Origin of the sequence: Marisediminitalea alba (assembly GCF_002993365.1) — a bacterium.
Taxonomy (GTDB): Bacteria; Pseudomonadota; Gammaproteobacteria; order Enterobacterales; family Alteromonadaceae; genus Alteromonas; species Alteromonas alba.
On record NZ_PVNP01000003.1, the window covers coordinates 100,078 to 125,843 of the forward strand.

The following is a 25,766-nucleotide window of genomic DNA, read 5'->3' on the forward strand; positions in this document are numbered from 1 at the left end:
AAGACAGGGTGTTCGGATCGTTTTAGCCGGGAAATAAGGCCAACCAGGAGGACAAGCCCTCCTGCTCAGAACCCGATATATTACCGGTTACGGCCATACTGTTCATGGGAAGACACCCAGTCGGAACTGGAGATGGCCGAGGCCAGTGAAATTTCACCCGCCAGCGCCACCGCGCCAACGATTTCGGCAAACTTATACACATTACCCCGGCCATAACAACCCAATAGTTCCAGACACTCACGCTGAGTACCAATACCGGTACCGCCACCATAAGTCGCCACAATGAGCGACGGAATAGTCAGGGAGATATATAAATCGCCTTCCTCGGTCAGCTCAGAATACATGATACCAGCGGAGGACTCCGACACGTTGGCCACGTCCTGCCCGGTAGCAATAAACATCGCGGTAATGCCATTAGGCGAGTGTAAGCCAGTATTATTGACGCCGGATAAAAAGGAGCCGACGCCCGCTACCCGGCCGTGATAATCAATCTGTTTAGGATCCACCCGCATTACCGACAACAAATGCTCGCGCTTAATGGTCGCTTCGGCAATCACCCGTTTACCCCGGGTACGCATAATATTAATTTGCGACGCTTTTTTATCGGTGGCGAAGTTGGACTCCAGATAAAAGTTTTCGATGCCTTCGTAGTGGTCGAGGATCCAGCCACAGGCAGCAAATGTAGCGCGCCCCACCATGTTCTGCCCTGCTGCATCGCCGGTACGGTAATTGAAGCGCAAAAAGGCAAACTTGGTAGACAGGAAACTGTCAATATAAGTAAGCTTGGCGATGGATGAGGTGGCTTCTGCTTCCTCGCGAATTTTGTCGATATTTTCGTTTACCCAGGCCACAAAATCCCGCGCGCCGCGAGCATCAGAAAACACAAACACCGGCGCGCGCTGCATGGCATCATCCACCACGGTGGATTTGATCCCGCCACTCATATTAAGCAGTTTCATCCCGCGATTATACGAGGCCACCAGCGTGCCTTCGGTAGTGGCCATTGGGATCAGAAAATCGCCTTTGGCATGCTCGCCGTCGATAGTGACCGGCCCCGCCACGCCAACTGGCACCTGCGCCACACCAATGAAGTGCTCGATATTGCCGCGCAGGGTATTAGGATCAATGGAGTACTGGCCAACATGGTGAATATTAGCGCCGGAGAAGTTTTCAAAGAACTTCTGGCGTTTTTCGATAATCCCCGGAGAGTAATCATCATGCGGATCGCGGGGAATATGCCCCTCAGCCAGATTCGGCGCCGATACGTTATCTTCCACGCTGAATTTCAGTTTGCCGAAAGGTGAGGCCCGGAACACCAGTTCGATAGTCTGTTTTTCCGGGCTCACTGGCAGGGTTTTATTTAAGTAAACCGTAATGGCCTGCTTAAGCTCAAAAGGTACTTCACCGCTTTCATTCAGCTCTGTCATCGACATAATTTGCTCAGGGCCAACCTGCAGCGTGACATTTTCAGGCGCAATAACTTCCCCGTTTATGGCAATACTGTCTACCTGTTTGAGCACGGCATCTTTGAGCCGGTTTTTAAGCATAAACTGCAAACCATCTTCAGTTTGCGTCAGGCTCCCATGGGTGTACAACTGACGGAGCAAAATACTGGGTATAAACATAACTACGGCTTCCTTGGCAAAACATACATCAAGTGTAGAGCTTTCTTTGCTAACCACAATATATTAACAATCTGCATTAGGAAAGCCGCCGTCAGCATACCTTTGACCTGCAACAACTGTCAGACCAGTGTTGCAATGGCTGGCACAAATGAGACATACACCTGCATTTTGAGACATCAGACGACCATCGTCCCCTCAAAAAGCCCACCGGGCCTGACCTTCACCATAAATAAGGGTTCTCAGGCATAAGGTTGAATCATCAACCCACAGCAGGAATGGACGCCATGCAAAGCCAAACATTATTTCGCCACCAGGCCGTCGTTTCACAGCAGCAAAAAATCGATGGAGCAATATTACTCAGGCCAAGACTACCCACTCTTATGATTACCGTGCTGCTGTGTAGCTGGTTAATTGGTGTTATAAGCTGGCTGTTGGCGGGACGCTACACTTATACCCAAACCGTAACAGGCTGGCTGGAACCCACCCGCGGTATTACCCCGGTATACGGACCGGCATCAGGCGCTATTGTTAGCGAAGTGCTGGTTAGCGAAAACACACAGGTGCAAAAAGGTGCACCACTTATCAGGCTGACCCGGGACGCAATTTTACATAACGGCCAGAGTATCAACGACACGCTGATTAAGGAGCTCGACACGCAGATTGAACGTCTGCAAAGCCAATACAGGCTTACCCAGAAAGGTTTTACAACCCAACAGCAACGCCTGACTAAAGCGGCCCAACGACTCACTGAGGATCGCTCACGCCTCGCCGCCATGCGCGTTTTGCTGGATGACAAAATGGCCTTACTGGATAAGCAAATTCAGTCGTTCACCGAACTCACTCATCAGGGATTTTCCAGCCGCCAACAATTACAAACCTTAGAAACCCAACGAATCGACGAAACCTATCAGCGTCAGAATCTTGAGCGCGAATGGATAGCCACCTTACAAGCCATTGAAGACAACCAGTTTGCCCTCAGCGAAGCAGAACACGCCCATCAGTTACAACTGCTGAATATTGAAAATCAAATCAGTGAACTGCAAAAAAGTCTCGATCAGCAATACAGTCAGCAGGAAGTCATTATTACCGCGTCCACAAACGGCCGGGTAACCAACCTCAATGCAAAGCCAGGCCAGCTAGCCCAGAGCAATGTGCCGCTGCTTTCGCTGATGCCATTTAACGCCGAGGTCTCTGCACAATTGTTAATCCCGGTCGCCGCGGCGGGCCAGATCTCCCCGGGCCAATCGATCAGTTTACGCTACGATGCCTTTCCGCATACCCAGTTTGGCACCTATGAAGCCACCATCGATTCGGTATCTGCTCACCTGCTACTGCCACAGGAGGTCGCACAAAAACCGTTGGCAATAAACACCCCGGTGTACCTGGCAAAAGCAACTCTGCAAGCCACCAGCATTGAACATTTTAATCAACGCATTGCCCTGCGAGCCGGCATGACCTTTGCCGCAGAAATAGCCATTCGCGAGCGCAATCTGATGCAATGGTTATTTGAACCACTCTATGAACTGCATGGAGGTGTGTTATGAGCACCGCCACACTGTTCAAACTGCCCTTGCAGCTCGGCTGGCGCCGTTCGACGCCACAAATATTACAAGCCGAAAACGCCGAATGCGGACTGGCCTGTATCGCCATGGTAGCCGGCTATCACGGGCTCAATGTAGACCTGGCCAGGCTACGCAGCTTACGCGCCTTCAGCCAGCAGGGCGCTAACCTTAAACAGCTGATTGATTTCGCCCACTCACTCAACCTCAACAGCCGGGCGCTAAAGCTTGAGCCGGAGGATATGAACGAGCTACAGCTCCCCTGCATTTTGCACTGGAACATGCAGCACTTCGTTGTGTTAACCAGAGTGACAAGCAAAGGCATTGAGATTCAGGATCCGGCATGTGGCAAACGCCGTCTTAGCTGGCAACAGGTTAGTGATGCCTTTACCGGTATTGCCCTGGAGCTTCAGCCTGGCAGTGACTTCACGCCTCAAAACCTGCGCCAGCCATTAAAGCTCAGCCAGTTATGGCAGCGTATCGTAGGTATCAAGCGCTCCTTACTGGTGTTGTTTATTTTGTCTTTGCTGCTGCAATGTTTTGCGCTGGCATCGCCCTATTATATGCAACTGGTTATCGACTCAGTGATAGTCAATAACGATGCTTCGCTGCTCAATGTGCTGTTTCTCGGCTTCTTTCTGCTAATTGTTGTGGAAGCGATCACCAATCTTACCCGCCAGACTGCCGGCATTGCTATGTCTGGGCACCTCGCCCAGCAACTCTCGGTAAATGTCTTTACTCATTTGATCCGGCTGCCATTCAGTTACTTTTCCCAGCGCCATATCGGTGACATGGTGGCTCGTTTTGGTAGCTTGCAGGAAGTCAGACGCTTTATCAGTCAGGGTATTGTCGCGCTCATTTTAGACACGCTAATCATGCTGTGCACACTGATTTTAATGGCGTTATACAGCCTGAAACTAATGCTGGTGGTAGTAGGCATTGCGGGGTTTTTTCTTGCCCTACGGTTAATTTTGCTAGGCCCGGTGCAGCGCTTACAACAAGAAAGAATTGCCTGTGCCGCGAAGGAAAACAGCCACTTTATAGAAACGCTGAGGGGCATTCAGTCAATCAGAATGCTTAAGCTCGAGTCGTTCCGGTTACATGGCTGGCAGCATTTACTTACCGATACCCTGAACCGTGATATTCGTTTGCGCCGCTGGGAAATGGGATTTAGCATCGTGCATCTGCTCCTGTTTGGTATTGAAAATCTGCTGGTGGTTTATCTGGCTGCTACGCTGGTGATGGAGCAGGCTTTTACCGTTGGCATGCTGTACGCATTTACCAGCTACAAGAACCGCTTTAATTCAGCCATCAATGGTTTGCTCGAGCAATTACTTCAGTGGCGCTTATTGCGGGTGCACCTCGACAGGCTGGCGGATATTGTCCAAACGCCGGTGGACTTTGCCTCATTGGCGCCAACGTCTTGTTGTCCACCGGCCCATTTACCGGTAGCACACAAGCTAACGATTGAGGATGTAAGTTTTGCCTATCAGGGTCAACCGCCGCTGTTTGAAAAATTAAATCTAGAAGTGTTACCGGGCCGGATGATAGTAATCACCGGTGTAAGCGGCAGTGGCAAATCCAGCCTGGCTAAATGCCTTACCGGCTTATTTCCGGCCACTTCAGGTCAGATCCTGATTGACGATAAGCCACTCAACAGCCGTGATCCTGGCCAGCGGATCAGCGCTGTGATGCAGGATGATGTATGTCTGTCCGGCACCGTTATCGACAATGTCAGTGGTTTTCAGCAACACATTGACATGCCGCGGTTAATAGAATGCTGTCAACTGGCCAACCTGCACGACACCATCACCAGGCTGCCCATGCAGTATTACACTCTGCTCCAGGAAGGTGGCACCAATTTTAGCGGCGGCCAGCGCCAGCGCTTGTTTCTCGCCCGGGCGTTATATCAGCGTCCGGCTCTGTTGCTACTCGATGAAGCCAGCAGCCACCTCGATGCCAACAGTGAAAAGCTTATCAATCAACATCTTTCCCGGTTACCCATGACCCGGGTGGTTATTGCCCATCGGCGCGAAACCATTCAAATGGCCCATCAGCGGTATCACCTGGCAGGCGGCCAGCTGACGGAAGTAGCCATCAATTATACGCCTGATTTACCAACCCCCACTCAACAAGGAGAGCATCATGTTTGATCAAGAGTTATTAAACCCTGAACATTTGGAACAGTTGTCTAAACGTGAACTTCAGGTGGCGCATAAAATTATCGAAGGCTTACCGAACAAAACCATTGCCTCGCAATTGTTTATCAGTGAGCGAACGGTGAAATTTCACTGCGCGAATATTTATCGCAAGCTGGAAATTCGTAACCGGGCAGCATTAATGGCCCGCTATTTCAGAACCTTGTATACGCAAATCCCTACGGTGTGAGTGGGGATGTGGCAAGTAAGCCTGGCCGGTACAGACGTACCGGCCGGTTTGTATGTTTGGCGTTACAGGATAGTATTGTGGCAGTTAAACACTTTAGACAATTAGAGCCTATGAATATCTAAAACTAAGTCCCGCAAGTTCGACGCAATTGAGTTGGATTCAATTTTCTATTTTGACTTATGTAGGAATTCCGTTTTCAGTACCAAAATAAGTTATTCAGTCTATTGGATAGTTCGGATAAAACCGCCAGATAACTGGATCATAGTATCGTGCCTGCATATACAGTAATCGATTTTATGATCCGCTAATTCTGAGCAGTTCAAAGACGATTATTTATCTGATGTTATAGCAGAAGCCATTTTTAAAAGAGCGTCCCAACTATCAGGTGGATTGCCCGAAGCTAGCAGTTTAGCAAATACTTTATATGCATCGTTTTTGCTTTCATATGCGCGTTTGGTTTTTTCATCGTTAACCCACGCATAAACGATAACTTTAGATGCTTGATGATAGCGAAAAAAGAGTCGATATTGTTGGAAGAATTTTGCTCTGAACCAGTGTTTGTTGTTGTCACCTAATGTTGAACCTTGGCGATATTCAGTCGCTGTAGGATCATTCGGAATGATTTCGACTATTAGCTTCTCTATTGCTGCTAATCGCTTGGTCGCGTTTTTCTTTTTGTAGCCGATAGGGTCTCGTGCTTTAAAAGCGTTAACTTGAGCAGTCAACGATGCTAACTGCTCTATAAACAAAGGATGGGCGTATAGCGTCCAACCATTTTTTACAACAAAACTACTATCCGCCAAAATCAGTCGTCGTCTTCATCTAGTGGCGCGTTCAAATCGATTTCAACCCCCTCTACCAACGATTGAATAGACGCTTGCATAGCAGGACTTAGCGCTTGAATATTCTCTGGGTGTTGTTCAATATCGTTGCCTAAAAAAGCCAAAAATGAATCTAACGCAGGATCATCTTCAGAAGGCTCGGCACGCGATAACGTCACACTACCGTTAGGCTCCACCGTAAACCTGATTTTATCTTTTTTACCCAAATGCAGTGCTTTGCGCACAATGCTAGGCACGGTCGTTTGATATCGCTCCGTCAAAGTTGATTCAGTTTGTAATGGTAATTGCGGCATGTTGCTATCCTCAATTGAGTACACACAGCAATAGTAATGCATTTACATTACTATTGCTAGTGCTGATTAATATAAACGCTCATTACTCAAAGCTGAGGGATGACTTTTGTTGTACACCTCACCAAGCTTGATGCGAGACACATGCGTATATATTTGCGTAGTGGAAATGTCAGCATGGCCAAGCATCTCCTGCACATGCCGAAGCTCCGCGCCGTTATCCAGCATAATGGTTGCTGTCGCATGCCGAAACAAATGACATGCACCACCGCGCTTCATACCACTGAGCTCAACTTATCGACCGACCATTTCTGAGAGTTTGCCAGGCTTATACGTCTTGCCATTGTTTGCTAAAAACAATGTGCTGCCAGAAGCGATATTACTTTCTATTTGTCACTTCAAGATGTGACCTAAGTGGGGGGATTTCAGAACCTTGTACAGGCATATCCCAACGGTGTAAGCGGAATGTGGCAAGTAAAGCCTGGCCGGTACAGACGTACCGGCCGGTTTGTATGTTTGGGATTAGAGGATAAAGCGGCTTAAGTCTTCGTTGTCGACTAAAGTTTCAAGGTGCTGATTAACGTAATCGGCATCAATGATGTAGGTTTCGCCCTGTTTTTCAGAAGCATCGTAAGAGATATCTTCCATCAACCGTTCCAGCACAGTGTGCAGTCGGCGGGCACCGATGTTTTCGGTTTTCTCATTCACCTGCCACGCCGCTTCGGCAATACGCTGAATACCGCTTTCGGCAAACTCAACGGTTACCCCTTCGGTTTTCATCAACTCAATGTACTGCTCGGTAAGCGATGCATTAGGCTCGGTAAGAATACGTTTAAAGTCTTCCACTTTGAGCGCTGAGAGTTCAACTCGAATAGGCAGACGGCCCTGTAATTCAGGGATCAGATCCGACGGCTTGCTCATCTGGAAAGCACCGGATGCCACAAACAGAATATGGTCGGTTTTGATCATACCGTGCTTAGTAGACACCGTAGAACCTTCTACCAGTGGCAGTAAGTCACGTTGCACACCTTCGCGGGAAACGTCGGCCGAGTTGGCGCCTTCGCGTTTACAGATCTTATCGATTTCATCCACAAATACGATGCCGTGTTGCTCCACCGCTTCGAGGGCTTTTTCTTTCAGATCTTCTTTGTTAACCAAACGCGCGGCTTCTTCTTCAATCAGCACTTTCATGGCATCTTTAATGCGCATTTTCTTTTTCTTCTTCTGCGAACCAGAAGAAGACAGATTTTCAAACATGCCCTGCAGTTGGTTGGTCATTTCTTCCATGCCCGGTGGTGCCATGATCTCTACACCAATTTGCTGCTGGGCAACGTCGATTTCGATTTCTTTGTCATCCAGACTGCCTTCACGCAGCTTTTTGCGGAAAGACTGGCGGGTGCCGCGATCTTCCGAGCGCTCTTTTTCACCCCAGGCATTTTCGGCAGGCGGGATGAGGATATCCAGAATACGCTCTTCGGCAGCTTCCTCAGCGCGATAGCGCACCTTTGCCATTTCCTGCTCTTTGGTCATTTTTACCGCAATGTCTGCCAGGTCGCGAATGATGGTTTCGACTTCCTTACCTACATAACCTACTTCAGTAAATTTTGTTGCCTCTACCTTAATAAACGGCGCATTCGCCAGCTTGGCCAGACGGCGGGCAATTTCGGTTTTACCTACACCCGTTGGACCAATCATTAAAATGTTTTTCGGGGTGACTTCCTGGCGCAGTTCTGGCGCTAACTGCATACGGCGCCAGCGGTTACGCAGCGCAATGGCGACTGCGCGCTTAGCGCTTTGCTGACCGATAATATGGCGGTCCAGTTCGTGGACAATTTCTCTTGGTGTCATTTCAGACATAATTAACCCTTATGTAAAACTGACGGTGGTCAGTAGGGCAGCCGCTTCTTAGCCACTGCCAACACAATTCATTTAGTAATCGAGTACTTCAACCGTTTGATTATGGTTGGTGAACACGCAAATGTCGCCGGCAATAGATAAACTCTGAGTAGCAATTTCGTGTGCCGTTAACTGCGTATTATTTAATAACGCGGTGGCCGCGGCCTGGGCATAGTTACCACCCGAGCCAATAGCGATTAGATCCTGCTCTGGCTGCACCACATCGCCGTTACCGGTAATAATCAATGAAGCGGTTTCATCGGCGACAGCCAGTAAGGCTTCCAGACGCCGTAACATGCGGTCGGTACGCCAGTCTTTGGCCAGCTCTACTGCCGCTTTGGTCAGGTGCCCCTGATGCAGTTCCAGTTTGGCTTCAAAGCGTTCAAACAAGGTAAACGCATCGGCGGTACCACCGGCAAAACCGGCTAATACTTTATTTTGATACAGGCGGCGTACTTTACGGGCATTGCCTTTCATTACGGTATTGCCCAATGACACCTGGCCATCGCCGGCCATGACAACCTGATTATCTCGTCTGACTGATACTATTGTAGTCACGTTTACTCCACTGTAGTGGTTTGGCACAGCTTTCCGCCGGGCGGTCTGTGCGTTGACAATGAGTAGTAGGTGGGGGAGCCTGACGATTTTTCAAGACTTAAAAGGTGAATATACGCTGGCGTTTGCAGCAGTCAATTAAAAAGCCGGCGACTGCCGGCTTCCGATTATTTACAAATTCCAGAACCAGATCTGGCAGGTGGTGATATTTACTTTGCGCAGTGCGTGTTTGGCACGCTCAGCGTCGCGCTTGGCGTCAAAGGGGCCAAGGATCACACGGAACCATTCGCCATTGGCGCCATCGCTATGCCGGATCTGCGCCTCCAGCCCCTGAAACGCAATTTTAGCGCGCATTTCATCGGCCTGAGCCCGGGTTCTGAACGACGCGCACTGCATCAGATAACGCTTATCGGATTTTTCCTGCTCGGCCACTTCGACTTCTACCTCGTACCCCGGCAGGGTTTTAATGTATTCCCATTCTTCCTCCGGCAGTTCCGGCAACTCATCTTCGATAGGCGCAGGCTCTACTGTAAGCGGCTGAGCGGTATCCGGATCGGCATTATCTTTAATTGACCACAAGAACCAGGCAAAGCCCAGTAGCAAAGCCACCACAACGGCCACCGTTACCCAGGGTACAGTTACCTGTGGCTCCTGCTGGTTACGACCTCGTCTGGCGGTAGTTTTGTTTTTTGTTTTCTTGGTATTTTTCTTTTGTGGCGCACGTCCACGAGAAACGTAATCGCGTTGAGACATAATGCTGTGTCGATTTCCCTGTGTGGATGATTATTATTATCTGCAGGCAGTGTACCTGCTCTTTGGCAAAAATGCTGCTTTAAAGTGTGGTTAACGCTGAAAGTTTACCAGTAACCACACTTAACTCAGATCGACCGGATCAATATCCAGGCTCCAGCGTACCTTGCCAGCCAGAGGTAACGCTTCTACCTCTGGCAGGTGGTGTTTTAGCCAGCTATGTAGCGCGGCGCGCTGCTGACTCTGTAATACCAGCATGTAGCGAAAACGCCCCTGGCGTTTCTCTATCAAACAGGGCAACGGCCCGATAAACTGCCCTTTGGCGACATTCACACTGGCCCGGTAGCAATCGCGTATCTGCTGTAACAGGTTGGCGGCGAGTCCGGCTTCGCGAGCTTCGGCGCGGAAAATGGCCTGACTGCTATACGGCGGCAGAGCCCCCAGCTTACGCTCCTGCAATGCCTGACGGGCAAAATGTGCAAAGCCGTTATTAATGAGATCCTGTAAAAGTGGGTGGCCGGGGTTATCGGTTTGCAGCCACATTTCGCCCGGTTTACTGGCGCGACCGGCACGACCAGCCAACTGCGTAATCAACTGCGCGAGCTTTTCCGCCGCCCGAAAGTCAGCCGAGAATAACGCGCCGTCACAGTCGAGCACAACGACTAAGGTTACATGAGGAAAATGATGCCCCTTCGACAAAATTTGCGTGCCCACCAGCAACTGATATTTGCGCGCATTTATTTCATCGAGTCGGGTGATAAGCTTGTCTTTGCCTTTTACCGCATCACTGTCGATTCTGACCTGCTGTACATCGGGAAATAACTGGCCCAGTCCCTGTTCGAGCTGCTCGGTGCCAATGCCGGAGGTTTGCAGGTCGTGGCTGTTACACTCACTGCACTGCTGCGGCATTCGCCGGCTCGCGCCGCAATGATGGCACTGCAGCCGGCCCTGGGACTTATGGTAGGTAAACGGCCGCTCACAACTTTTGCAATCGACCGTTTGGCCGCAATGATGACACAGCACTGCCGGCGCAAAACCGCGACGGTTTAAAAACACTAACACCTGATTACCCTGTTGCAGATGGCTGCGCATAATGCTTATCAGGCCCTGAGCTATTCCGGCATGGAGCGGCTGATCACGTGAATCGAGTACCTTTAACTGGGTGTGACTGGCTCCGCCGGCCCGCTGACTTAAGGTTAAATGGGTATAGCGTTTATTCAGCGCGTTATTCAGGCTTTCCAGCGACGGTGTAGCACTGCCCAGAATCAAGGGTACGTTTTCGGTATGGGCTCGCTTTACCGCGAGATCCCGGGCATGGTAACGCAAGCCATCCTGCTGCTTAAAAGACTCATCGTGCTCTTCGTCCACAATGATCATGCCTGGTCTTTTAAGCGGCGTAAAAATGGCTGAGCGGGTACCAATGATAATCCCCAGTTCTCCGCGCCGCGCCTGTTGCCAAACCTTCAGCCGCGCCAGGTCAGTCATTTGTGAGTGCAACACGCCAACATTAATGCCGAAGCGACGCTCAAAGCGCCCTACTGTTTGCGGTGTCAGGCCTATTTCCGGCACCAGAATCAACACCTGTCTGCCTTGTTTGAGTACCGGCTCAATTACCTGCAAATACACTTCGGTTTTACCGCTACCGGTTACACCGTCGAGTAAAAACGGTACAAAGTGGCTGGCCTGCTGATTGATAGCCGCAATGGCCACGCCCTGCTCGGTAGAGGCAACAGGCGGTGTTTGCTGCAGACTAAATGACGCCCAGTCCTGCTTTTCAGTCAGGCGGATACTGGTTTGAGTGGTCAGCGCTTTCTCTTCCAGCGCCTTTAACACCGCATTTGAGAATTTCGTTTTAATTTCTTCACTGGCCACCGGGCCCCGGGCCAGTAGTGCGATGCATTCGAGCTGTTTTTTGCCTCGTAAAGTAGGCGTTTGCGCTTCGGCTTGTCCGGCTTCGGTTAAGGTTAATGCGGGAACGCTGTCACTCAACGCCCCGCCTTTGCGCAACCGGGTGGGCATAACCGTTGCCCAGACTTCACCAATCGGATGGTGATAATAAGTGGCCAGCCACTGAGTTAAAGCCTGCAGGGTTGCATCAAACAGCGGTTGCTCGTCGAGTACTTCGGTTACCGCTTTCAGTTTAACTTCAGACTCCGTCTCGCCCGCCGGGTCGTTATAACTTGCTGTCACTACCCCGATTAGCTGACGGCGACCAAAGGGCACGCTCACCCGTACACCCGGCTCCAGCTGTTGCTCGCTGGTGTAACTAAAAGTTTGTCGTAGTGGCACCGGAACGGCTACATCAATGATTGGCATAGTGAATTTTGAACAACAGACATTATCAGGCTGAATTTAAGTAGCGGTTATCCTAACATGCAGACTGCAAAGTATTGCACGAAAATACTTGATTGATTATTCGGCATCCATTAATATGCGCCGCTCTAAAAAGCAGGCGGTATGTCGCTTGTAGTGAAAATTAGTCACGTATGGTGGCCAACTTCGGGTTGGTTAGCGATGCGGCCTTATTTTGAGGTAATCCCATGAAACAAGATATCCACCCTAAATACGAAGAAATTACTGCTAGCTGTTCTTGCGGTAACGAAATCAAAGTTCGTTCAACAATGGGCAAAGACATCAGCCTGGACGTATGTTCAGCTTGTCACCCTTTCTACACTGGTAAACAACGTAACGTTGACACCGGTGGTCGTGTTGACCGCTTCAAGAAGCGTTTTGGCGCACTGGGCAAAAAATAAGCCCCGTCCTGAAGAAAAAGCTTCGAAGAAAAAGCGCCTTTACGGCGCTTTTTTTGTGCCTGTTTTTACTATCATGTTAATTGATTGGGGTAATGGTAAAACCATTTTCCATAAGTAAAACAAATTACGATTATTTCTTCAGCAACGTGGCGTTCAGGGCCTGTTCGCGTTATGTTAGTTAGCATTAACAAGTTTGTAAGGTACTATCGATTTTACAATTGATAGATACCATGCCATATGACATGCGCTGTGATACAGTTCGCCTATAATAACAATAACCTAGCGACTGGCTTACAAGATAAAAATTACAGGACTTACAAAAATGTCAGATTTTCGCCAACGTGCCCTCGACTACCACGCAAAACCTACGCCGGGCAAGATCCGCGTAGAGCTCTCCAAACCGGCAGAAAGTGTTGATGATCTCGCCCTTGCTTACAGCCCCGGCGTAGCGGAACCCTGCCGCGAAATAGCTGAAGATCCAAACGCTGCTTATACCTACACCGGTAAAGGTAATATGGTTGCCGTTATCAGTAACGGTACCGCAATCCTCGGTCTCGGTAACCTCGGTCCACTGGCCTCCAAACCGGTAATGGAAGGTAAGGCGCTATTATTCAAACGCTTCGCCGGCCTTGATTCGATTGATATCGAGGTAAAACACCGAACTACCGAAGAGTTTATTAATACGGTAGCCAATATCGCCGACACCTTTGGCGGCATTAACCTGGAAGATATTAAAGCGCCGGAATGCTTTGAGATTGAACAGGAGCTGATCAAGCGCTGTAAGATCCCGGTTTTCCATGATGACCAACACGGCACCGCGATTGTAACGGCTGCCGGTATGCTTAACGCACTGGAAATTCAGGGCAAAGAAATCGGCGACGCCAAGATTGTCTGTATGGGTGCCGGTGCCGCTGCCGTGGCCTGTATGGAATTGTTAATTAAGTGTGGTGCCCAGCGTGAGCGCATTTATATGCTCGACCGCAAAGGCGTTATCCATACCCGCCGTGACGATCTCACGCCGCACAAGATGCTGTTTGCCAACAACACCGACAAACGCACTTTGGAAGACGTAATGGACGGCGCGGATATTTTTGTTGGTGTATCCGGCCCGGACTTACTGCCACCTGAAGCACTGGAACTGATGGCGCCTAACCCGGTGGTATTTGCCTGCTCTAACCCGGATCCGGAAATAAAACCTGAAGTGGCTCTGGCTACCCGTTCTGATTTAATTATGGCTACCGGTCGCTCTGACTACCCTAACCAGGTTAATAATGTATTGTGCTTCCCGTTTATTTTCCGTGGTGCACTGGATGTTCGGGCTACCGCCATTAACGATGAAATGAAAGTCGCCGCGGTAGAAGCGCTGCGTGCTGTATCCAAAGAACCGGTACCTGAATCGGTATTAAAAGCCAGTAATGTGGACAGCCTGACCTTTGGTAAGGATTACATTATTCCTAAACCCATGGATCCGCGTCTGTGTAGCCGAATCGCCAGAGCCGTTGCTCAGGCCGCTATCGACTCAGGCGTAGCGCGCCTCGAAGTGATGCCGGATTACAAGTAATTACTGATAATGCGAATAGCGAAGCCACCTTGCCGGGTGGCTTTTTAATTTATTCAGGACGATTACAATAGATAAACCAACAGACTATTTGCCGTTAAAAGCTGCCAATATGAGCGAAACTTCATTAATCCTGCGGACAAAGCTGGCTTTGCTTGCCCGTTCATGTACGGTATGGTCGCCGTCGCCATAGGGGCCAAAACCATCAAGGGTTGACACACCAGCTGCCGACGCCACATTGGCATCACTCACACCACCACGGTGTTCTAAATTAAGCGACTCACCCAGTAATCCTTCAATTTCGTGAATCAGCGCTTGTTGAGCGGCTGACGGCTGCATTACATCTCGTTGTAAGCCGCCAGTCACATTCACCACAATGCCTTCTACTGCTGGATTGTTGACGATTTCTTCAAAGCCGGCCAGTAAACGTTCCCGTTCATCGGCCTGGCTAAACCGAGCTTCAACAGTCAGACTAGCGCTCGGGGAAATCGTGTTAGCACCAATGCCGCCGTGCATTTTACCCGCGTTAACCGTAGAGCCTTTTGCCAGATTAGTCAGCGAGGTGAGCGCGATGAGCATATGTGCAGCAGCCAGGTTAGCATTGATACCGTCGGCATAATGGTTTCCGGCATGCGCGCCTTTACCGGTTAACTCGATATGGAAGGTCGCGATACCTTTACGTGCGATCACCACATTATTGTCTGGCCCTGCTGCTTCAAATACCAGACAGGCGTCATAGTGTTTAACCAGTTCTGCCGTTAATGCCTTGCTGTCATCACTACCGGTTTCTTCATCGCTCACCAGAAGCATATCAATATTGCGAATTTCGCCCTGACTGGCTTTGACATTCCTGAGCGCTTGCAAAGCAACATAGTTACCGCCCTTCATATCACACACGCCCGGCCCGTAAACCCACTCATCATCTTCGCTGAAAGCAGTAAAGGTATTGGGCGGGAAAACGGTATCCAAATGCCCCAGCAACAGCACTTTTCGACCGTCTGATTTCGCCGAAATATAGTGTACGTGATTGCCAATATGATCGCGGCTGTGCGTTTCAATCTGATAGCCCAACTGGCTCATCCACTGGTTAAACACTGCTGCATTTTCATCCACTCCGGTTTTATTACGGGTATGGGAATTCATGTTTATAATTTGAGCTAATTCAGCGTAATTCATCGTCATGTAATAAAACCATCCTAAAGTATAAAAAACGTCCTTACTACGCTGCACCCGCCGAAATACAAGGGCTCTGCAAAGGAGCGGAGACGTTTTTAAACCTTTCATATGACAATTTAAAGACAATTCGCCCTGATTAAAAAATAGTCTTTAAATTGTCATATTAAAACCGTCTAATATGCGCCGCTTTCGATGTGTCGGTTAAAAAAATCGCCTGCTGTCTCGCAAGCATTAAATTGGAAGTAATGCTGGAATTGTGATGTTTTATCCCTGTTCGTTTGTTCATCACGATGCCATTGAAAGTAAATTGTCAGGTTGTGTTGTCAGGTGGGGTCAGCAATAGCAATCTGCTTAAAATTAGGTATAGAGCGGTGACTGAATATACAGTTGGAATGTGGATGTACAGCAATGGTGGTGGCGAAGCGATCCAAAACAAAATCGTAAGCCAGTTACGCGAGCGCGGTATCAATACCATCACAAATCTGAACCTGGCAAATGCCACAGCCCAGGGTGGTGTCATCACCTGCGGAAATGTGGTGATGGAAGAACTGGACGCGTTTTTCTCGTATAACGCTGGTCAGCAAACCCCTTATCAGGTTTATCTTTATCAGGTTCTCAATGAATCCGTCCCTTGTCTGAATAATTACAACGCATTCGCGTTGTCTGAAGACAAACTGAAAACCGCACACAAACTGGCCAGAGCCGGTGTTCGCACTACCGATTACCGGTTGTGTAATCGCACCAACAAACAATCCCTGAAGCAGACCATTCGTGAGTGGGGTGGTCGCCTCGTGTATAAGCCCACAGACGGATGGGGCGGTATGGGTATTGTGAAAGTGGAAGATGAACGCTCACTGGATATGCTGATCCCCTTTTTAGATCAAACCAACATCCCTCACCTTTATGCTGAGCGCTTTGTGAATTACGACATGACCGATTATCGGATCGATATCGTTGATGGCCATTTTGTTGGCTGTTATGGCCGCAAAGCCCCTGCCGATGACTGGAAAACCAATATCACCAGTGGTGGCAGCATCATGATGCGTGAACCCAATGACGAACTCATTGCTATCGCCAAACAAGCCGCAGCAATCACCGGCCTGGAAATCGCTGGCGTGGATATCATTTATGACCTTGAGCGCGAAGAATATGTGGTGCTTGAAGTGAATGGTATCCCTGCGTTTGCCACACCGGAACAGGAAGCGATGGGCTTGAATTTTAACAATGCCAAAATTGCCCGCATTGTTGACCTTATCGAACGCAAAGCCATTGAACAGCGAGCCGTTAAGCAAAACGTGCACACCTTAGAACCAATGCTGAGTAAGCAATATGCCTGATAACCAATTACCTAAGCTGGGTTTTCTTTACCTGGACCATGTACTTCGCTTCTTTGATAAATCGAACTTCAAGGGCTGGCCGGATAAAATCGAAACGGTGACCTATCACTGGGGTAACGATAAAGCGCGTTTTATCAACGACGTTAAACGCAAAAAGATTGATGTGCTGGTAGGCAATATTCCTGCTACCGCCTATGAAACGTTCCGCGACATTTCGCGAGCGTTACCCGATGTGCGCTTTATTCCTTCACTGGATACGCAGTTTGCCAACAAATCCAAAGAAAATGTTACCCATTTTTGCACCAAACATGATTTGCCAATTCCGAAAACCGAGATCTTTTATGAAAAAGATGAGGCAATGGCATTTCTCGAAAGCTGTGAATATCCACGGATTATTAAAAAATCCTACGGCCCCTCCAACTACGGTGGCTATTTTGTTCATAAAGTGGATAACCTGGAAGAAGCCAAAACGCTACTGGAAAAGAAAAAATACTATCCGGTGTATGTACAGCAATTTGTGCCCATGGCCGCCGATATCCGCGTAATGCTGGTCGGACACAAACCGATTTGCGCCTTCTGGCGTCGCCCTCCTGAAGGAGAATGGCTGACAAACACCAGTCAGGGTGGCTCGATGGACTATCAGAATGTGCCTAAAGAGGCGCTGGACATTGCGGTTCGCGCGTCTAAAGCGGCGCATGCCGAATACTGGGCATGTGACATCGCACTGGGCACCGACGGCAAGTTCCGCATTCTGGAGTGCGCCACTGCATTTGCCGCATTCCCGTATATTCGTGACTGGATTGGCCAGTACATCATGTGGACCCTCGACAATAATCGGTTCCGCAAACCGTATATTCCGCTCTATAACTGGGAAGAATTAGGGAAGATTCGCTCGTCTTTGTTACGCACAATGCGTCATATTACCTTTGGTGAGTATACGCCAAGTTATGACTCTGCCGATGCTCTGGAAGCGATGAGTAAAGAGTTATACCCCTTGTTACCGGTAGAGCTGCAACTCGGTGAGGAGTGGCCCAGTGAACGATGGAATTTCCAGGACAATTATGTCCCTCGTTCGCAACTGCAACGGTTTGAAGATTTGCACCTGGAAAATCAGGACGTTGGCCTTGAAGATGTGGCTGACGAATCTGCAGATGATACCGATGTGATTGAGCTGGTGCAGGTATTATCCCACGCCCAACTCAGCGCATTTTTTGCGGGTGTAAAAGGCATTGGCCCGAAACTGACAGACGTCATTATTGAAACGCTCGGCGTAGAAGGCACATCTAACGCCTTGCATGATGATGTAGAACAATTGCTAACGGTTAAAAATATCCAGCGCAAAAAGCTGGCAGCCATTAGTGAACACTGGGATTGGTTTAAAACCACGTTGTAATACCAAGGGCCTGTAAAACAGCATGAAAAAACAATATACGTCTTACGCGCAAACCATTGCGTTTTTAGAACAAATGGCCGCGGAGCACCCGGGGATTGTCCGGCTGGAAAGTATCGGCACCACCTGGGAAGGCAGACCACTAATGCTGGCCACACTGTCACTGGATGTGGCACAGGCTGACGATAAACCGGCATTACTCTACACCGGTACCATTCATGCCAGGGAGTGGATCGGCAACGAGCTGGCGATCAAATTTATTGAGCATGTGCTAACAAATTACCAACAGGATCCGAGAATTCGGGACATTATCAGCAGAAGTACGCTGTACATGGTGCCATGCCTTAACCCGGATGGGTTTGAGTATTCGAGGACCCACTTTTCGTTCTGGCGTAAAAATCGCAGAAATAATGGCGACGGCACCTTCGGTGTCGATTTGAACCGTAACTTTGGGGTGCGCTTTAAGAAAGGTAACGATACTTCGCTAAACACCTATTCCGGTCCGGAAGCTTTTTCTGAGCCCGAGACCCAGGCCATTAGAGACTTCGTACTCAACCATACCAATATAACGGTTGCACTGGATTATCACTCGCAGGGCAATGTGTTTTTCCCGGCGCATAAGTTTAATCACGAATCCGAAATTGAGGGCACCGACCTCAACATTCTGTGTGCCAATATGAATCAGGAAATCCACAAGGTTACCGGTCGTCGTTACGGAATACACCGGGGTAAGCCACCTGCCAACCTTATCCATGGGAGCGGCCGTGAATATTATTATTCGCTGGGCATAATTGCCGCCGTGGTAGAGGTGGGTACCCGGAATATTCCCGATTACCTGGTGAACATGTCTCAAAGTGTCGACGAAAACATCCCGGCATTACTGCATGCCTGGTCTGAGGCGGTGAATTATTCTGCCTTTGCGCCACCCAGAGTCGAGAACTTTACCATTAACGAGGTAGCGGTTTATTCGGCAACCCTGAGCTGGGATTACCCGGAAGACCAGCAAGAAGTGTATTTTGAACTGTATCGCTCAGATACCGTAAAAAGTCCTTGTCATCAGGAAAACCTGGTTGCTACAACCCGCAACAGAAGTTTTTGTGATGTGCAGTTAAGAAGTGGTCATAAATATTTTTATAATATTCGCGCGGTAAATGAAAAGACCGGCATCAAGTCTCCCTTTAGTCCGGAAGTAAAACTCAAAACCGAATTGTCGCGGGATGAATATTTCCGTGGTTTGTTTCCTGCTAAAAAGGACATTGGTTATGTGGGTCAGTACACCTTAGAAAAAAATCGCGACCATTTTGGTTATAATTCCTTGTTTGTGGGCGTCAACAAACGCCGGGGCATTTGTTACGGCGTCATTGCCTTTAATATGGAAAATCTGCCTGAAAAAGCCCGCATCAAAAGCGCTCGCTTCTCCCTTTACCCAATGAATCGCGTAAACGCCAAGGTTGAGAATTTTGGCGAATGGACAGTCTCAATCCTCGATCCGAATGATATTTCTGACATTACAGACTTTAATCAGATCCACCAGGCTCCCCCGATTCAGACCCTTGGCGAGGAAATTGGCTCCGATAAACTCACCCAGGGAATATGGTCTCACTGGGAGCTGAATGTGGCTGAACGTCGGATAATCCGCAAATCCATTAAAGGTGGCAGATTATTACTCCGGGTGGAGGGGCCACGTAAGCTGCCTTTAGGCGCCGATTCACAAATGATGCAGTTCGACATTGGTTACGGTCGCTTTGGCTCAGGCATTCATTACCGGCCAAATCTTGAGGTGATTTATACCTTGCCAAGTGAACAGGTCGAGCTGACGCCAAGAATGATCAATACCATCTTTAAGGATGAAATTATTGAAAGACAGCTTAAAGCCGGGTTCGATCAAAATGGCGAAATTGTGTATGGGCAAATGGCGTTTATGCCAGAGCGCTTACCGGATCCGGACAGAACGGTGATTACCGATGCGTACCTGGTGCTACAAAATAAAAACGCACTGAATACACAGCAGGATATTCGCTTTACTATCGAACTGGCAGGCTTACAGGATGTGGATTACCAGAGTGTTAAACAGCGTGAAAAAATAGAGTTTATTGGCTACGAAGTCAGTAATGCACAGCTTAAAGAGCGTTCTGTGCACCACTTTATTTTTGATAGCTTTGGCAAGCAACACCTCGAGCAGTTACACGCAACTAATCAGCCATTTTATTTTATTGTGCGCGCAACCTCGGCGTTTCAACAACAAAATGCACTGGTTGACTGGCATCATGAAGATAGCGCTCAGGCCTGCCGGTTAATGATCAAATATATTGAGCGACGTAAATCTTCACTGCCTGCGCCAACCGATCTGAATGTGGCGCTGGAAAACAATAAAGTGAAGCTGACCTGGCAAAATCCTCAGCACCGCGACCTTGTTGGTGCGTTTGTGGTCCGTAATTGCTTTCATCCGCCTAAATCGCCATTAGATGGTGTCAAGCTCTACGCCGGACCAGATGAATATACCTACGACAATTTTGCCAATCCAAACGTCGCGAAGTATTACTCGGTATTTACTTATGATGATGTACCCAATTACTCATTGCCTGTAAGTGTTTTCTATTCCACTCAGGAAGTCATTCCGGTAGAGGAAGAAGAGTACGAGTTGCAGGACGAAGAAGAACCGATCACCCAACAACAATGAACCAACGGTGGGGGAATAATTACCCGCCTTTCAATTACCCTTATACTTCACGAAGCTGACTGGGCGTTTGCCCGGTCCAGCGCTTCACCGCACGACGGAAATTAGTAATATCCGTAAAGGCCATTTTCAACGCGCTTTGCTCATTGTTGAGTTTCTGCACCTGCAAATAGTAGATGGCCTGCTGACGTCGAATATCATCGTGCAACAAACTAAAGGTAGTGTCGTGATCCGCCAGTTTACGCTTAAGTGATGCCGGGCTTAAGTCGAGTTCGCCAGCAATGGCCGGTAAGGTAGCGTTGCTGTTGCGGCGCAGGTGATAGCGCACGGCATCAAGCAAAGTTACGCGGTACTCCCGCTGCTCCAGAAAGCGACGCAGGGCAAACTGCTTAAACATTCGATTAGGCTGTAAACATGGCGTTGCCAGCTCTGCTCTGGCCACTTTAATGGTAAAGAAGGGCTGCTCGAAAGACAGCCGGAACCCCAGCCCCTCTTCGTATTCCTGGATCTGCCGAGGACGCGCGAAGGGAAAAGAAAAGTGCAGCGCCAGACGCTTACCGGTGCAATGTCGGGCCAGAGCTACCAACGCTGCACAGTAGGCCTCGGCCATAAAGCGAAACTGTTTACCGCTGCCCATGGCATCCTGCAGAACCAGCAGTATATCGTCGCCCTCGTCATAGCGAAAAGCGGAAACAAAAGGATAAAGGCGGGTCTGAAAAGAAGGCAGTGCGCGCAAGCATTCACCAAAATTCCGCGCATGGGTAAAATAGGGCAGCGCATCATTAACAAAAGCCGACACTAAGTGATGGCCAAACTGAAAGGCCAGGTCGAAGCCTTTGTAATGTTGAGTGGCGTTGCCGCAAAGACGCTGCAACTGATTACAACTTAATGGCTTTGCAGTAAGTAAGTCTTCACTGAAAATTCCCGTACCACGTAACAGCTTTTGCTCACCCGCACCACGGGCTACCGCTACCTGCACCAGGCTTTGGGCAAGCTGTCTGGCAGGCAGTGTTTTATCGGTACGGGTAAGCAAAGCGTTATGCGTCATCAGGCGGCCTGCCGGGAGGTCTCATCTAACTGACGGTTCAGGCCGGCCATCATTTCAGCCAGCGTTACCTGTTGTTGCAACTGAGCACTGACACTGCGCACTGAATGAAAAATCGCCGTGGTCTGGCCGCCACTTCTGAATGCCACATTGCGAATGCTGCACTCTAACTGACGGGCAAACTCGCAGGCCTCTTCGGCGGCAATTTCCGGCATCAGGATAACAAACCGATCGCCGGCATAGCGGCAGGCCAGGTCGACGGCTCTGAGGTTCATCACAATTAACTGTGAAATCTCCTTTAAGAAGCGATCCCCTTCGGCATGGCCGTAGCGCAAATTGAACTGCGAGAAATCGTTAATATCCAGTATCACTACTGCCGCCTTTACGCCCTGCTCCTGTAACTCCATGGCCCTGGCTCGCCAGTAGTCAGCGCGGTAGAGCTGGGTGATGACATCGATTTGATCGTGGGCCCGATACCACATTTCGCGGCGTTGCAGCTGTTTGTTGAGCGCCAGTTGTTCCTGATGCCACCAATACAACGCAACACTCATCACGACCATACCCATTGCAGCGGGAATAGACTCCACCACGCTGAGCCAATGGGCCGCATCGCTGTAAAAGGTAAATTCATCGAACACGTCGAGCATGGCGGAAAAATTAAAAAACGCCAGGCCTGCCACCAGCAGTGCCGTAACCTTGCCTGGTGGGCGGCTGATCATCACCGCGGTTATCCAGCACAAAGTGAGCAGGCATATGCTGCCCTCGCCCACGACATCCAGCCACTCAACGTCTGCGATATCTTTCAACTGGCCATTAGTAACGCATAATGTCACTGCCAGCCCCAACACCAGCAGTACAAATGCCAGTAAGCCCCGGTGACGTGTTAATAAACTAAAATCCATCATCTTTTCCGCATGCAAAAACGTGTTTACCTGCGCCTATTGTTAATTGAGTCGCCGGTAATCTTAGGGGTCATTCTGGCTCAGCAATATGACACTGGTATGATGCTTTTCCCTTTTCAGCCGGCTTAAAATACTTTTTTTCAATATTAAACAACGGTTTGCACGGGGGTCATTTGGGCTCATCGAGTTTAAAAATAACGCTTTTCAGGCCGATTCCGGCTATTTTTCAGGCAACTGTGCCATTCACCGTCATCGATTTGTCATTTTTGCTTTCTACCGTAGCCGCCAACACATACACACAACTTAAGAGAACACTCATGAAAAATCGTATTTCCAGCCTGGCGTTGGCTGTCAGTACCGTTTGTTGCTCATTTGCTTCGGTCGCAGCAGATAATGCGGGGCTGATTGGTCAGTTAACCAATAAAGATCAAAGCCGGGTTTTTGCCGGCGCAAAAATTGAAATTACTGAATTAGGTAAAAAAACCTTTTCTGGCCGCGATGGGACTTTTCGTTTCACTAATCTGCCTGCCGGTAACTACACGCTGGTTGTTACTTACCTTGGTGCCGATCCGGTTAGTCGCGGGATCACCCTTACCGAGGGTGAAAATATTACGCCGCTTATTACCCTTGAAGCGGCAAACGAAGCGCTGGAAGAAGTGATGGTCCGTGGTCAGCGTGGCGGTCAGGCCAGCGCCATCAATCAGCAGCGTATGGCTGACAATATTAAATCTATCGTTTCAGCCGATGCCATTGGTCAGTTCCCGGACCAAAACGCTGCCGAATCATTGCAACGCCTGCCGGGTTTGTCTATCGAACGCGATCAGGGTGAAGGCCGCTTTGTAGGGATCCGTGGTATCGATCCTAACCTCAATAACGTTACCATCAACGGCCTTAACGTCCCGTCTCCGGAGGGCGGTGTTCGCTCAGTTGCTCTGGATGTGATCCCCTCTGAACTAATCCAGACGCTGGAAGTTTCCAAGTCTGTTACTGCAGATATGGACGGCGACGCGATTGGTGGTTCGGTAGAAGTTAAATCGGTAAGCGCTTTCGACCGCAAAGGCCAGACCGCCAGTTTATCGGGTCAGCTAAGCCAAAACGAGTTACGCGATGAAATGAGCCCCAAACTTTCCGGTACCTACACCAATTTATGGAACGATACTTTTGGTGTGGCGGCTGCCTTATCTTATTTCAAACGAGACTTTGGTTCAGACAATATTGAGTCCAACGCGGATGACGAAATTGAACAACGTCATTACACCATTAGCCGTGAACGCTTAGGGGCTGCGGTTAACCTTGACTACCGCCCTGACTTTAACAACGCTTACTTCCTGCGCACCCTGTACAGCGAATTCTCTGATGAAGAGTATCGTCAGCGTAATACCTTTGTGTTTGACGGTGAAGACTCTGAAGTGGAGCGTGAGTCTAAAGATCGTTATGAACAACAGTCTATCCTGACCATCGCTGCCGGCGGTGAGCACGTGCGTGGCGAGTGGACTTTCGACTATCAGTTGGGTTACGCCAAGTCTGATGAAGATGAGCCGGATGCACTTTACTATACCTTTATCACCGAAGATGACAGCATCGAGGGTGATATGCAGCGCGTGATCCCCAGCATTAGCTACGCCGATTCGGTGAATGACTTCAATAACTACGAGATCGACGAAATCAGCTTTGAGGATAACTACGCGAAGGATACAGAAAACAGTATTAAAGCCAACCTGAGCAAAACCTTTGCCGAAGACCCTTATCTCAGCGAAATTAAAGCCGGTGTAAAATACCGTACCCGCACTAAAACTGTCGACAGTAACATCTACATTTACGACGGCGACTTCGATGATATGGATCCGACGCAATTTGCTGCCAGTGACGTAGACTGGGGGCTGGGTGATTTTGGCCCGGGCCTGAACCGCGGTGAGATGCGCAGCTACTTCAATCAGAACCGTGGTTCGCTGGAGCTGTCAGAGCTGGACTCTGAACTGGAGTCAAATGGTGCATCCTACGAAACCAACGAAGATATCTTCGCAGCCTATTTCATGGGTACCTTTGATATCAACGATGTACATATTGTGGCCGGTGTTCGTTATGAAAAAACCGACTTTGATACCGCCGGTATGCGTGTTGAGTTGATTGAAGATGAACAACTTGACGTGGAAGAAGTGGTTAACACGCCATGGCAGTCAGCGCGTAGCTATGATCACTTCCTGCCCAGCATTAACGTTAAATACAGCATCTCTGAACAACTGATCGTTCGTGGTGCTTACACGCAAACCATTTCCCGCCCGGGCTTTGAAGAATCAGCCGCTTTCCAGATTATTGAAAGCAAAACCGAAGAAGACGATGGCGCCTTTGTTACCGAACGTGAAGCCGAAGTGGGTAACCCTCAATTACTGCCTTACGAGTCAGACAACTTCGATCTGTCGATTGAATATTACCCTGGCCAGATTGGCGTGCTGTCTGCCGGTTTATTCTATAAGCAAATTGACAACTTCGTTATCTTTGCCGATGTAGCAGGTATGCAAGGCTGGGAAGGCTACGACGAAGTCATTCAGCCGCGTAATGGCGAAACCGCCGATCTCACTGGTTTGGAACTGTCATGGGTGAAAGCCTTTGATAACGGTTTATTACTCTCTGCTAACGGTACTTTTTCATCCTCTGATGCCACCACGCTGCTGGACGGAGAAGCGTACAAAACCAGCCTGCCTAATCAGTCTGATACCGTTGGTAACCTGACCGTAGGATACGAAGACAACGACTGGAGTCTGCGTTTGGCAATGACCTACAAGAGCAAAAACCTGGAAGAAATCGACGGTGACATGCTGCGCATGGAAGATGCCCATCAGCAGTTCGATTTTATGGGTAAATACTATATCAACCAGGATCTGACGGTGTACTTTAACGCCATCAATATTAATGATGAGCCTTACTATCACTACTTCGACCGTCGCAGTCAGAATGCCCAGTACGAAGAGTACGGCCGTACCTTCGAAATTGGTTTTAACTGGCAGCTATAAGCTCTATCGGTA

General features: G+C 49.1%; 20 protein-coding genes. 9 read left to right on the forward strand and 11 right to left on the reverse strand.

Going from position 1 to position 25,766, the window contains the following annotated elements; all coding sequences use genetic code 11:
* Nucleotides 1–80: 80 nt before the first annotated feature.
* The gene (locus C6Y40_RS00470; RefSeq protein WP_105932823.1) at nucleotides 81–1,625 is read right to left on the reverse strand and encodes a hydroxymethylglutaryl-CoA reductase; all 1,545 of its coding nucleotides are present in this window, start codon (nucleotides 1,623–1,625) and stop codon (nucleotides 81–83) included.
* A 284-nt stretch (nucleotides 1,626–1,909) separates the two neighbouring features.
* Here C6Y40_RS00470 and C6Y40_RS00475 point away from each other — a divergent pair, with 284 nt between their 5' ends.
* From C6Y40_RS00475 to C6Y40_RS00485, 3 genes are read left to right on the forward strand one after another with little or no spacing between them, the layout of a single operon-like run.
* A complete protein-coding gene (locus C6Y40_RS00475) occupies nucleotides 1,910–3,169 on the forward strand; it encodes an HlyD family secretion protein (RefSeq protein ID WP_170308374.1) in 1,260 nt (419 codons plus the stop codon).
* On the forward strand, nucleotides 3,166–5,337 hold the full coding sequence (locus C6Y40_RS00480) for a peptidase domain-containing ABC transporter (protein WP_105932825.1): 2,172 nt from the start codon (nucleotides 3,166–3,168) through the stop codon (nucleotides 5,335–5,337). The genes C6Y40_RS00475 and C6Y40_RS00480 overlap by 4 nt, the downstream gene beginning before the upstream one ends.
* Entirely contained in the window at nucleotides 5,330–5,572 is a 243-nt protein-coding gene (locus C6Y40_RS00485; RefSeq protein WP_105932826.1) for a helix-turn-helix domain-containing protein, read from the forward strand. The genes C6Y40_RS00480 and C6Y40_RS00485 overlap by 8 nt, the downstream gene beginning before the upstream one ends.
* A gap of 329 nt (nucleotides 5,573–5,901) precedes the next feature.
* Here C6Y40_RS00485 and C6Y40_RS00490 read toward each other — a convergent pair whose 3' ends face one another.
* The 7 genes from C6Y40_RS00490 to priA all read right to left on the reverse strand — a co-directional run bounded on the left by C6Y40_RS00490 (nucleotide 5,902) and on the right by priA (nucleotide 12,221).
* Nucleotides 5,902–6,375 carry a type II toxin-antitoxin system YhaV family toxin gene (locus tag C6Y40_RS00490; RefSeq protein ID WP_105932827.1) on the reverse strand — a complete coding sequence of 158 codons (474 nt, stop codon included), beginning with the start codon at nucleotides 6,373–6,375 and terminating at the stop codon, nucleotides 5,902–5,904.
* Between the two features lie 2 nt (nucleotides 6,376–6,377).
* On the reverse strand, nucleotides 6,378–6,707 hold the full coding sequence (locus C6Y40_RS00495; protein WP_105932828.1) for a type II toxin-antitoxin system PrlF family antitoxin: 330 nt from the start codon (nucleotides 6,705–6,707) through the stop codon (nucleotides 6,378–6,380).
* Nucleotides 6,708–6,773: 66 nt separating this feature from the next.
* Nucleotides 6,774–6,983: a tyrosine-type recombinase/integrase gene (locus C6Y40_RS25350; protein WP_105932829.1), complete on the reverse strand. Its 210-nt coding sequence runs from the start codon at nucleotides 6,981–6,983 to the stop codon at nucleotides 6,774–6,776.
* Nucleotides 6,984–7,226: 243 nt separating this feature from the next.
* Complete coding sequence (gene hslU / locus C6Y40_RS00505) at nucleotides 7,227–8,561, reverse strand: HslU--HslV peptidase ATPase subunit (protein ID WP_105932830.1); 1,335 nt, start codon at nucleotides 8,559–8,561, stop codon at nucleotides 7,227–7,229.
* 72 nt (nucleotides 8,562–8,633) lie between these two features.
* A complete protein-coding gene (gene hslV / locus C6Y40_RS00510) occupies nucleotides 8,634–9,158 on the reverse strand; it encodes an ATP-dependent protease subunit HslV (RefSeq protein ID WP_105932831.1) in 525 nt (174 codons plus the stop codon).
* Between the two features lie 168 nt (nucleotides 9,159–9,326).
* Nucleotides 9,327–9,908, reverse strand: a complete 582-nt coding sequence (locus C6Y40_RS00515) for an SPOR domain-containing protein (RefSeq protein WP_105932832.1) — start codon at nucleotides 9,906–9,908, stop codon at nucleotides 9,327–9,329.
* Nucleotides 9,909–10,028: 120 nt separating this feature from the next.
* Nucleotides 10,029–12,221 (reverse strand): primosomal protein N', encoded by a 2,193-nt coding sequence (priA, locus tag C6Y40_RS00520; RefSeq protein ID WP_105932833.1) that lies wholly within the window; start codon nucleotides 12,219–12,221, stop codon nucleotides 10,029–10,031.
* A 224-nt stretch (nucleotides 12,222–12,445) separates the two neighbouring features.
* Between priA and rpmE the strand changes: the two genes are divergently transcribed.
* Both rpmE and C6Y40_RS00530 read left to right on the forward strand, forming a co-directional pair.
* A complete protein-coding gene (gene rpmE / locus C6Y40_RS00525) occupies nucleotides 12,446–12,658 on the forward strand; it encodes a 50S ribosomal protein L31 (RefSeq protein WP_105932834.1) in 213 nt (70 codons plus the stop codon).
* A 322-nt stretch (nucleotides 12,659–12,980) separates the two neighbouring features.
* Nucleotides 12,981–14,219 (forward strand): malic enzyme-like NAD(P)-binding protein, encoded by a 1,239-nt coding sequence (locus tag C6Y40_RS00530; RefSeq protein ID WP_105932835.1) that lies wholly within the window; start codon nucleotides 12,981–12,983, stop codon nucleotides 14,217–14,219.
* Between the two features lie 84 nt (nucleotides 14,220–14,303).
* Here C6Y40_RS00530 and C6Y40_RS00535 read toward each other — a convergent pair whose 3' ends face one another.
* Nucleotides 14,304–15,398 (reverse strand): M20 family metallopeptidase, encoded by a 1,095-nt coding sequence (locus C6Y40_RS00535; RefSeq protein ID WP_240621797.1) that lies wholly within the window; start codon nucleotides 15,396–15,398, stop codon nucleotides 14,304–14,306.
* Nucleotides 15,399–15,763: 365 nt separating this feature from the next.
* Between C6Y40_RS00535 and C6Y40_RS00540 the strand changes: the two genes are divergently transcribed.
* The 3 genes from C6Y40_RS00540 to C6Y40_RS00550 are packed head-to-tail and all read left to right on the forward strand — an operon-like array spanning nucleotide 15,764 to nucleotide 20,799.
* Nucleotides 15,764–16,729, forward strand: a complete 966-nt coding sequence (locus C6Y40_RS00540; RefSeq protein ID WP_105932837.1) for an ATP-grasp domain-containing protein — start codon at nucleotides 15,764–15,766, stop codon at nucleotides 16,727–16,729.
* Nucleotides 16,722–18,122 carry an ATP-grasp domain-containing protein gene (locus C6Y40_RS00545; protein ID WP_105932838.1) on the forward strand — a complete coding sequence of 467 codons (1,401 nt, stop codon included), beginning with the start codon at nucleotides 16,722–16,724 and terminating at the stop codon, nucleotides 18,120–18,122. The genes C6Y40_RS00540 and C6Y40_RS00545 overlap by 8 nt, the downstream gene beginning before the upstream one ends.
* Before the next feature lie 22 nt (nucleotides 18,123–18,144).
* On the forward strand, nucleotides 18,145–20,799 hold the full coding sequence (locus C6Y40_RS00550) for a M14 family zinc carboxypeptidase (RefSeq protein ID WP_105932839.1): 2,655 nt from the start codon (nucleotides 18,145–18,147) through the stop codon (nucleotides 20,797–20,799).
* A 40-nt stretch (nucleotides 20,800–20,839) separates the two neighbouring features.
* Here C6Y40_RS00550 and C6Y40_RS00555 read toward each other — a convergent pair whose 3' ends face one another.
* Nucleotides 20,840–21,844 (reverse strand): AraC family transcriptional regulator, encoded by a 1,005-nt coding sequence (locus C6Y40_RS00555; RefSeq protein WP_105932840.1) that lies wholly within the window; start codon nucleotides 21,842–21,844, stop codon nucleotides 20,840–20,842.
* Nucleotides 21,844–22,746, reverse strand: coding sequence for a GGDEF domain-containing protein (locus C6Y40_RS00560; protein ID WP_240621798.1), 903 nt, complete (start codon nucleotides 22,744–22,746; stop codon nucleotides 21,844–21,846). Before C6Y40_RS00560 ends, C6Y40_RS00555 begins: the two co-directional genes overlap by 1 nt.
* A gap of 314 nt (nucleotides 22,747–23,060) precedes the next feature.
* Here C6Y40_RS00560 and C6Y40_RS00565 point away from each other — a divergent pair, with 314 nt between their 5' ends.
* Nucleotides 23,061–25,754: a TonB-dependent receptor gene (locus C6Y40_RS00565; RefSeq protein ID WP_105932842.1), complete on the forward strand. Its 2,694-nt coding sequence runs from the start codon at nucleotides 23,061–23,063 to the stop codon at nucleotides 25,752–25,754.
* Nucleotides 25,755–25,766 lie beyond the last annotated feature (12 nt).

Coding starts and splice junctions, on each gene's coding strand:
- C6Y40_RS00470 (WP_105932823.1), bottom strand. CDS start 1,625: ATGTTTATACCCAGTATTTTGCTCCGTCAGTTGTACACCCATGGGAGC.
- C6Y40_RS00475 (WP_170308374.1), top strand. CDS start 1,910: ATGCAAAGCCAAACATTATTTCGCCACCAGGCCGTCGTTTCACAGCAG.
- C6Y40_RS00480 (WP_105932825.1), top strand. CDS start 3,166: ATGAGCACCGCCACACTGTTCAAACTGCCCTTGCAGCTCGGCTGGCGC.
- C6Y40_RS00485 (WP_105932826.1), top strand. CDS start 5,330: ATGTTTGATCAAGAGTTATTAAACCCTGAACATTTGGAACAGTTGTCT.
- C6Y40_RS00495 (WP_105932828.1), bottom strand. CDS start 6,707: ATGCCGCAATTACCATTACAAACTGAATCAACTTTGACGGAGCGATAT.
- C6Y40_RS25350 (WP_105932829.1), bottom strand. CDS start 6,983: ATGAAGCGCGGTGGTGCATGTCATTTGTTTCGGCATGCGACAGCAACC.
- hslU (WP_105932830.1), bottom strand. CDS start 8,561: ATGTCTGAAATGACACCAAGAGAAATTGTCCACGAACTGGACCGCCAT.
- C6Y40_RS00515 (WP_105932832.1), bottom strand. CDS start 9,908: ATGTCTCAACGCGATTACGTTTCTCGTGGACGTGCGCCACAAAAGAAA.
- priA (WP_105932833.1), bottom strand. CDS start 12,221: ATGCCAATCATTGATGTAGCCGTTCCGGTGCCACTACGACAAACTTTT.
- rpmE (WP_105932834.1), top strand. CDS start 12,446: ATGAAACAAGATATCCACCCTAAATACGAAGAAATTACTGCTAGCTGT.
- C6Y40_RS00530 (WP_105932835.1), top strand. CDS start 12,981: ATGTCAGATTTTCGCCAACGTGCCCTCGACTACCACGCAAAACCTACG.
- C6Y40_RS00535 (WP_240621797.1), bottom strand. CDS start 15,398: ATGACGATGAATTACGCTGAATTAGCTCAAATTATAAACATGAATTCC.
- C6Y40_RS00545 (WP_105932838.1), top strand. CDS start 16,722: ATGCCTGATAACCAATTACCTAAGCTGGGTTTTCTTTACCTGGACCAT.
- C6Y40_RS00550 (WP_105932839.1), top strand. CDS start 18,145: ATGAAAAAACAATATACGTCTTACGCGCAAACCATTGCGTTTTTAGAA.
- C6Y40_RS00555 (WP_105932840.1), bottom strand. CDS start 21,844: ATGACGCATAACGCTTTGCTTACCCGTACCGATAAAACACTGCCTGCC.
- C6Y40_RS00560 (WP_240621798.1), bottom strand. CDS start 22,746: ATGATGGATTTTAGTTTATTAACACGTCACCGGGGCTTACTGGCATTT.
- C6Y40_RS00565 (WP_105932842.1), top strand. CDS start 23,061: ATGAAAAATCGTATTTCCAGCCTGGCGTTGGCTGTCAGTACCGTTTGT.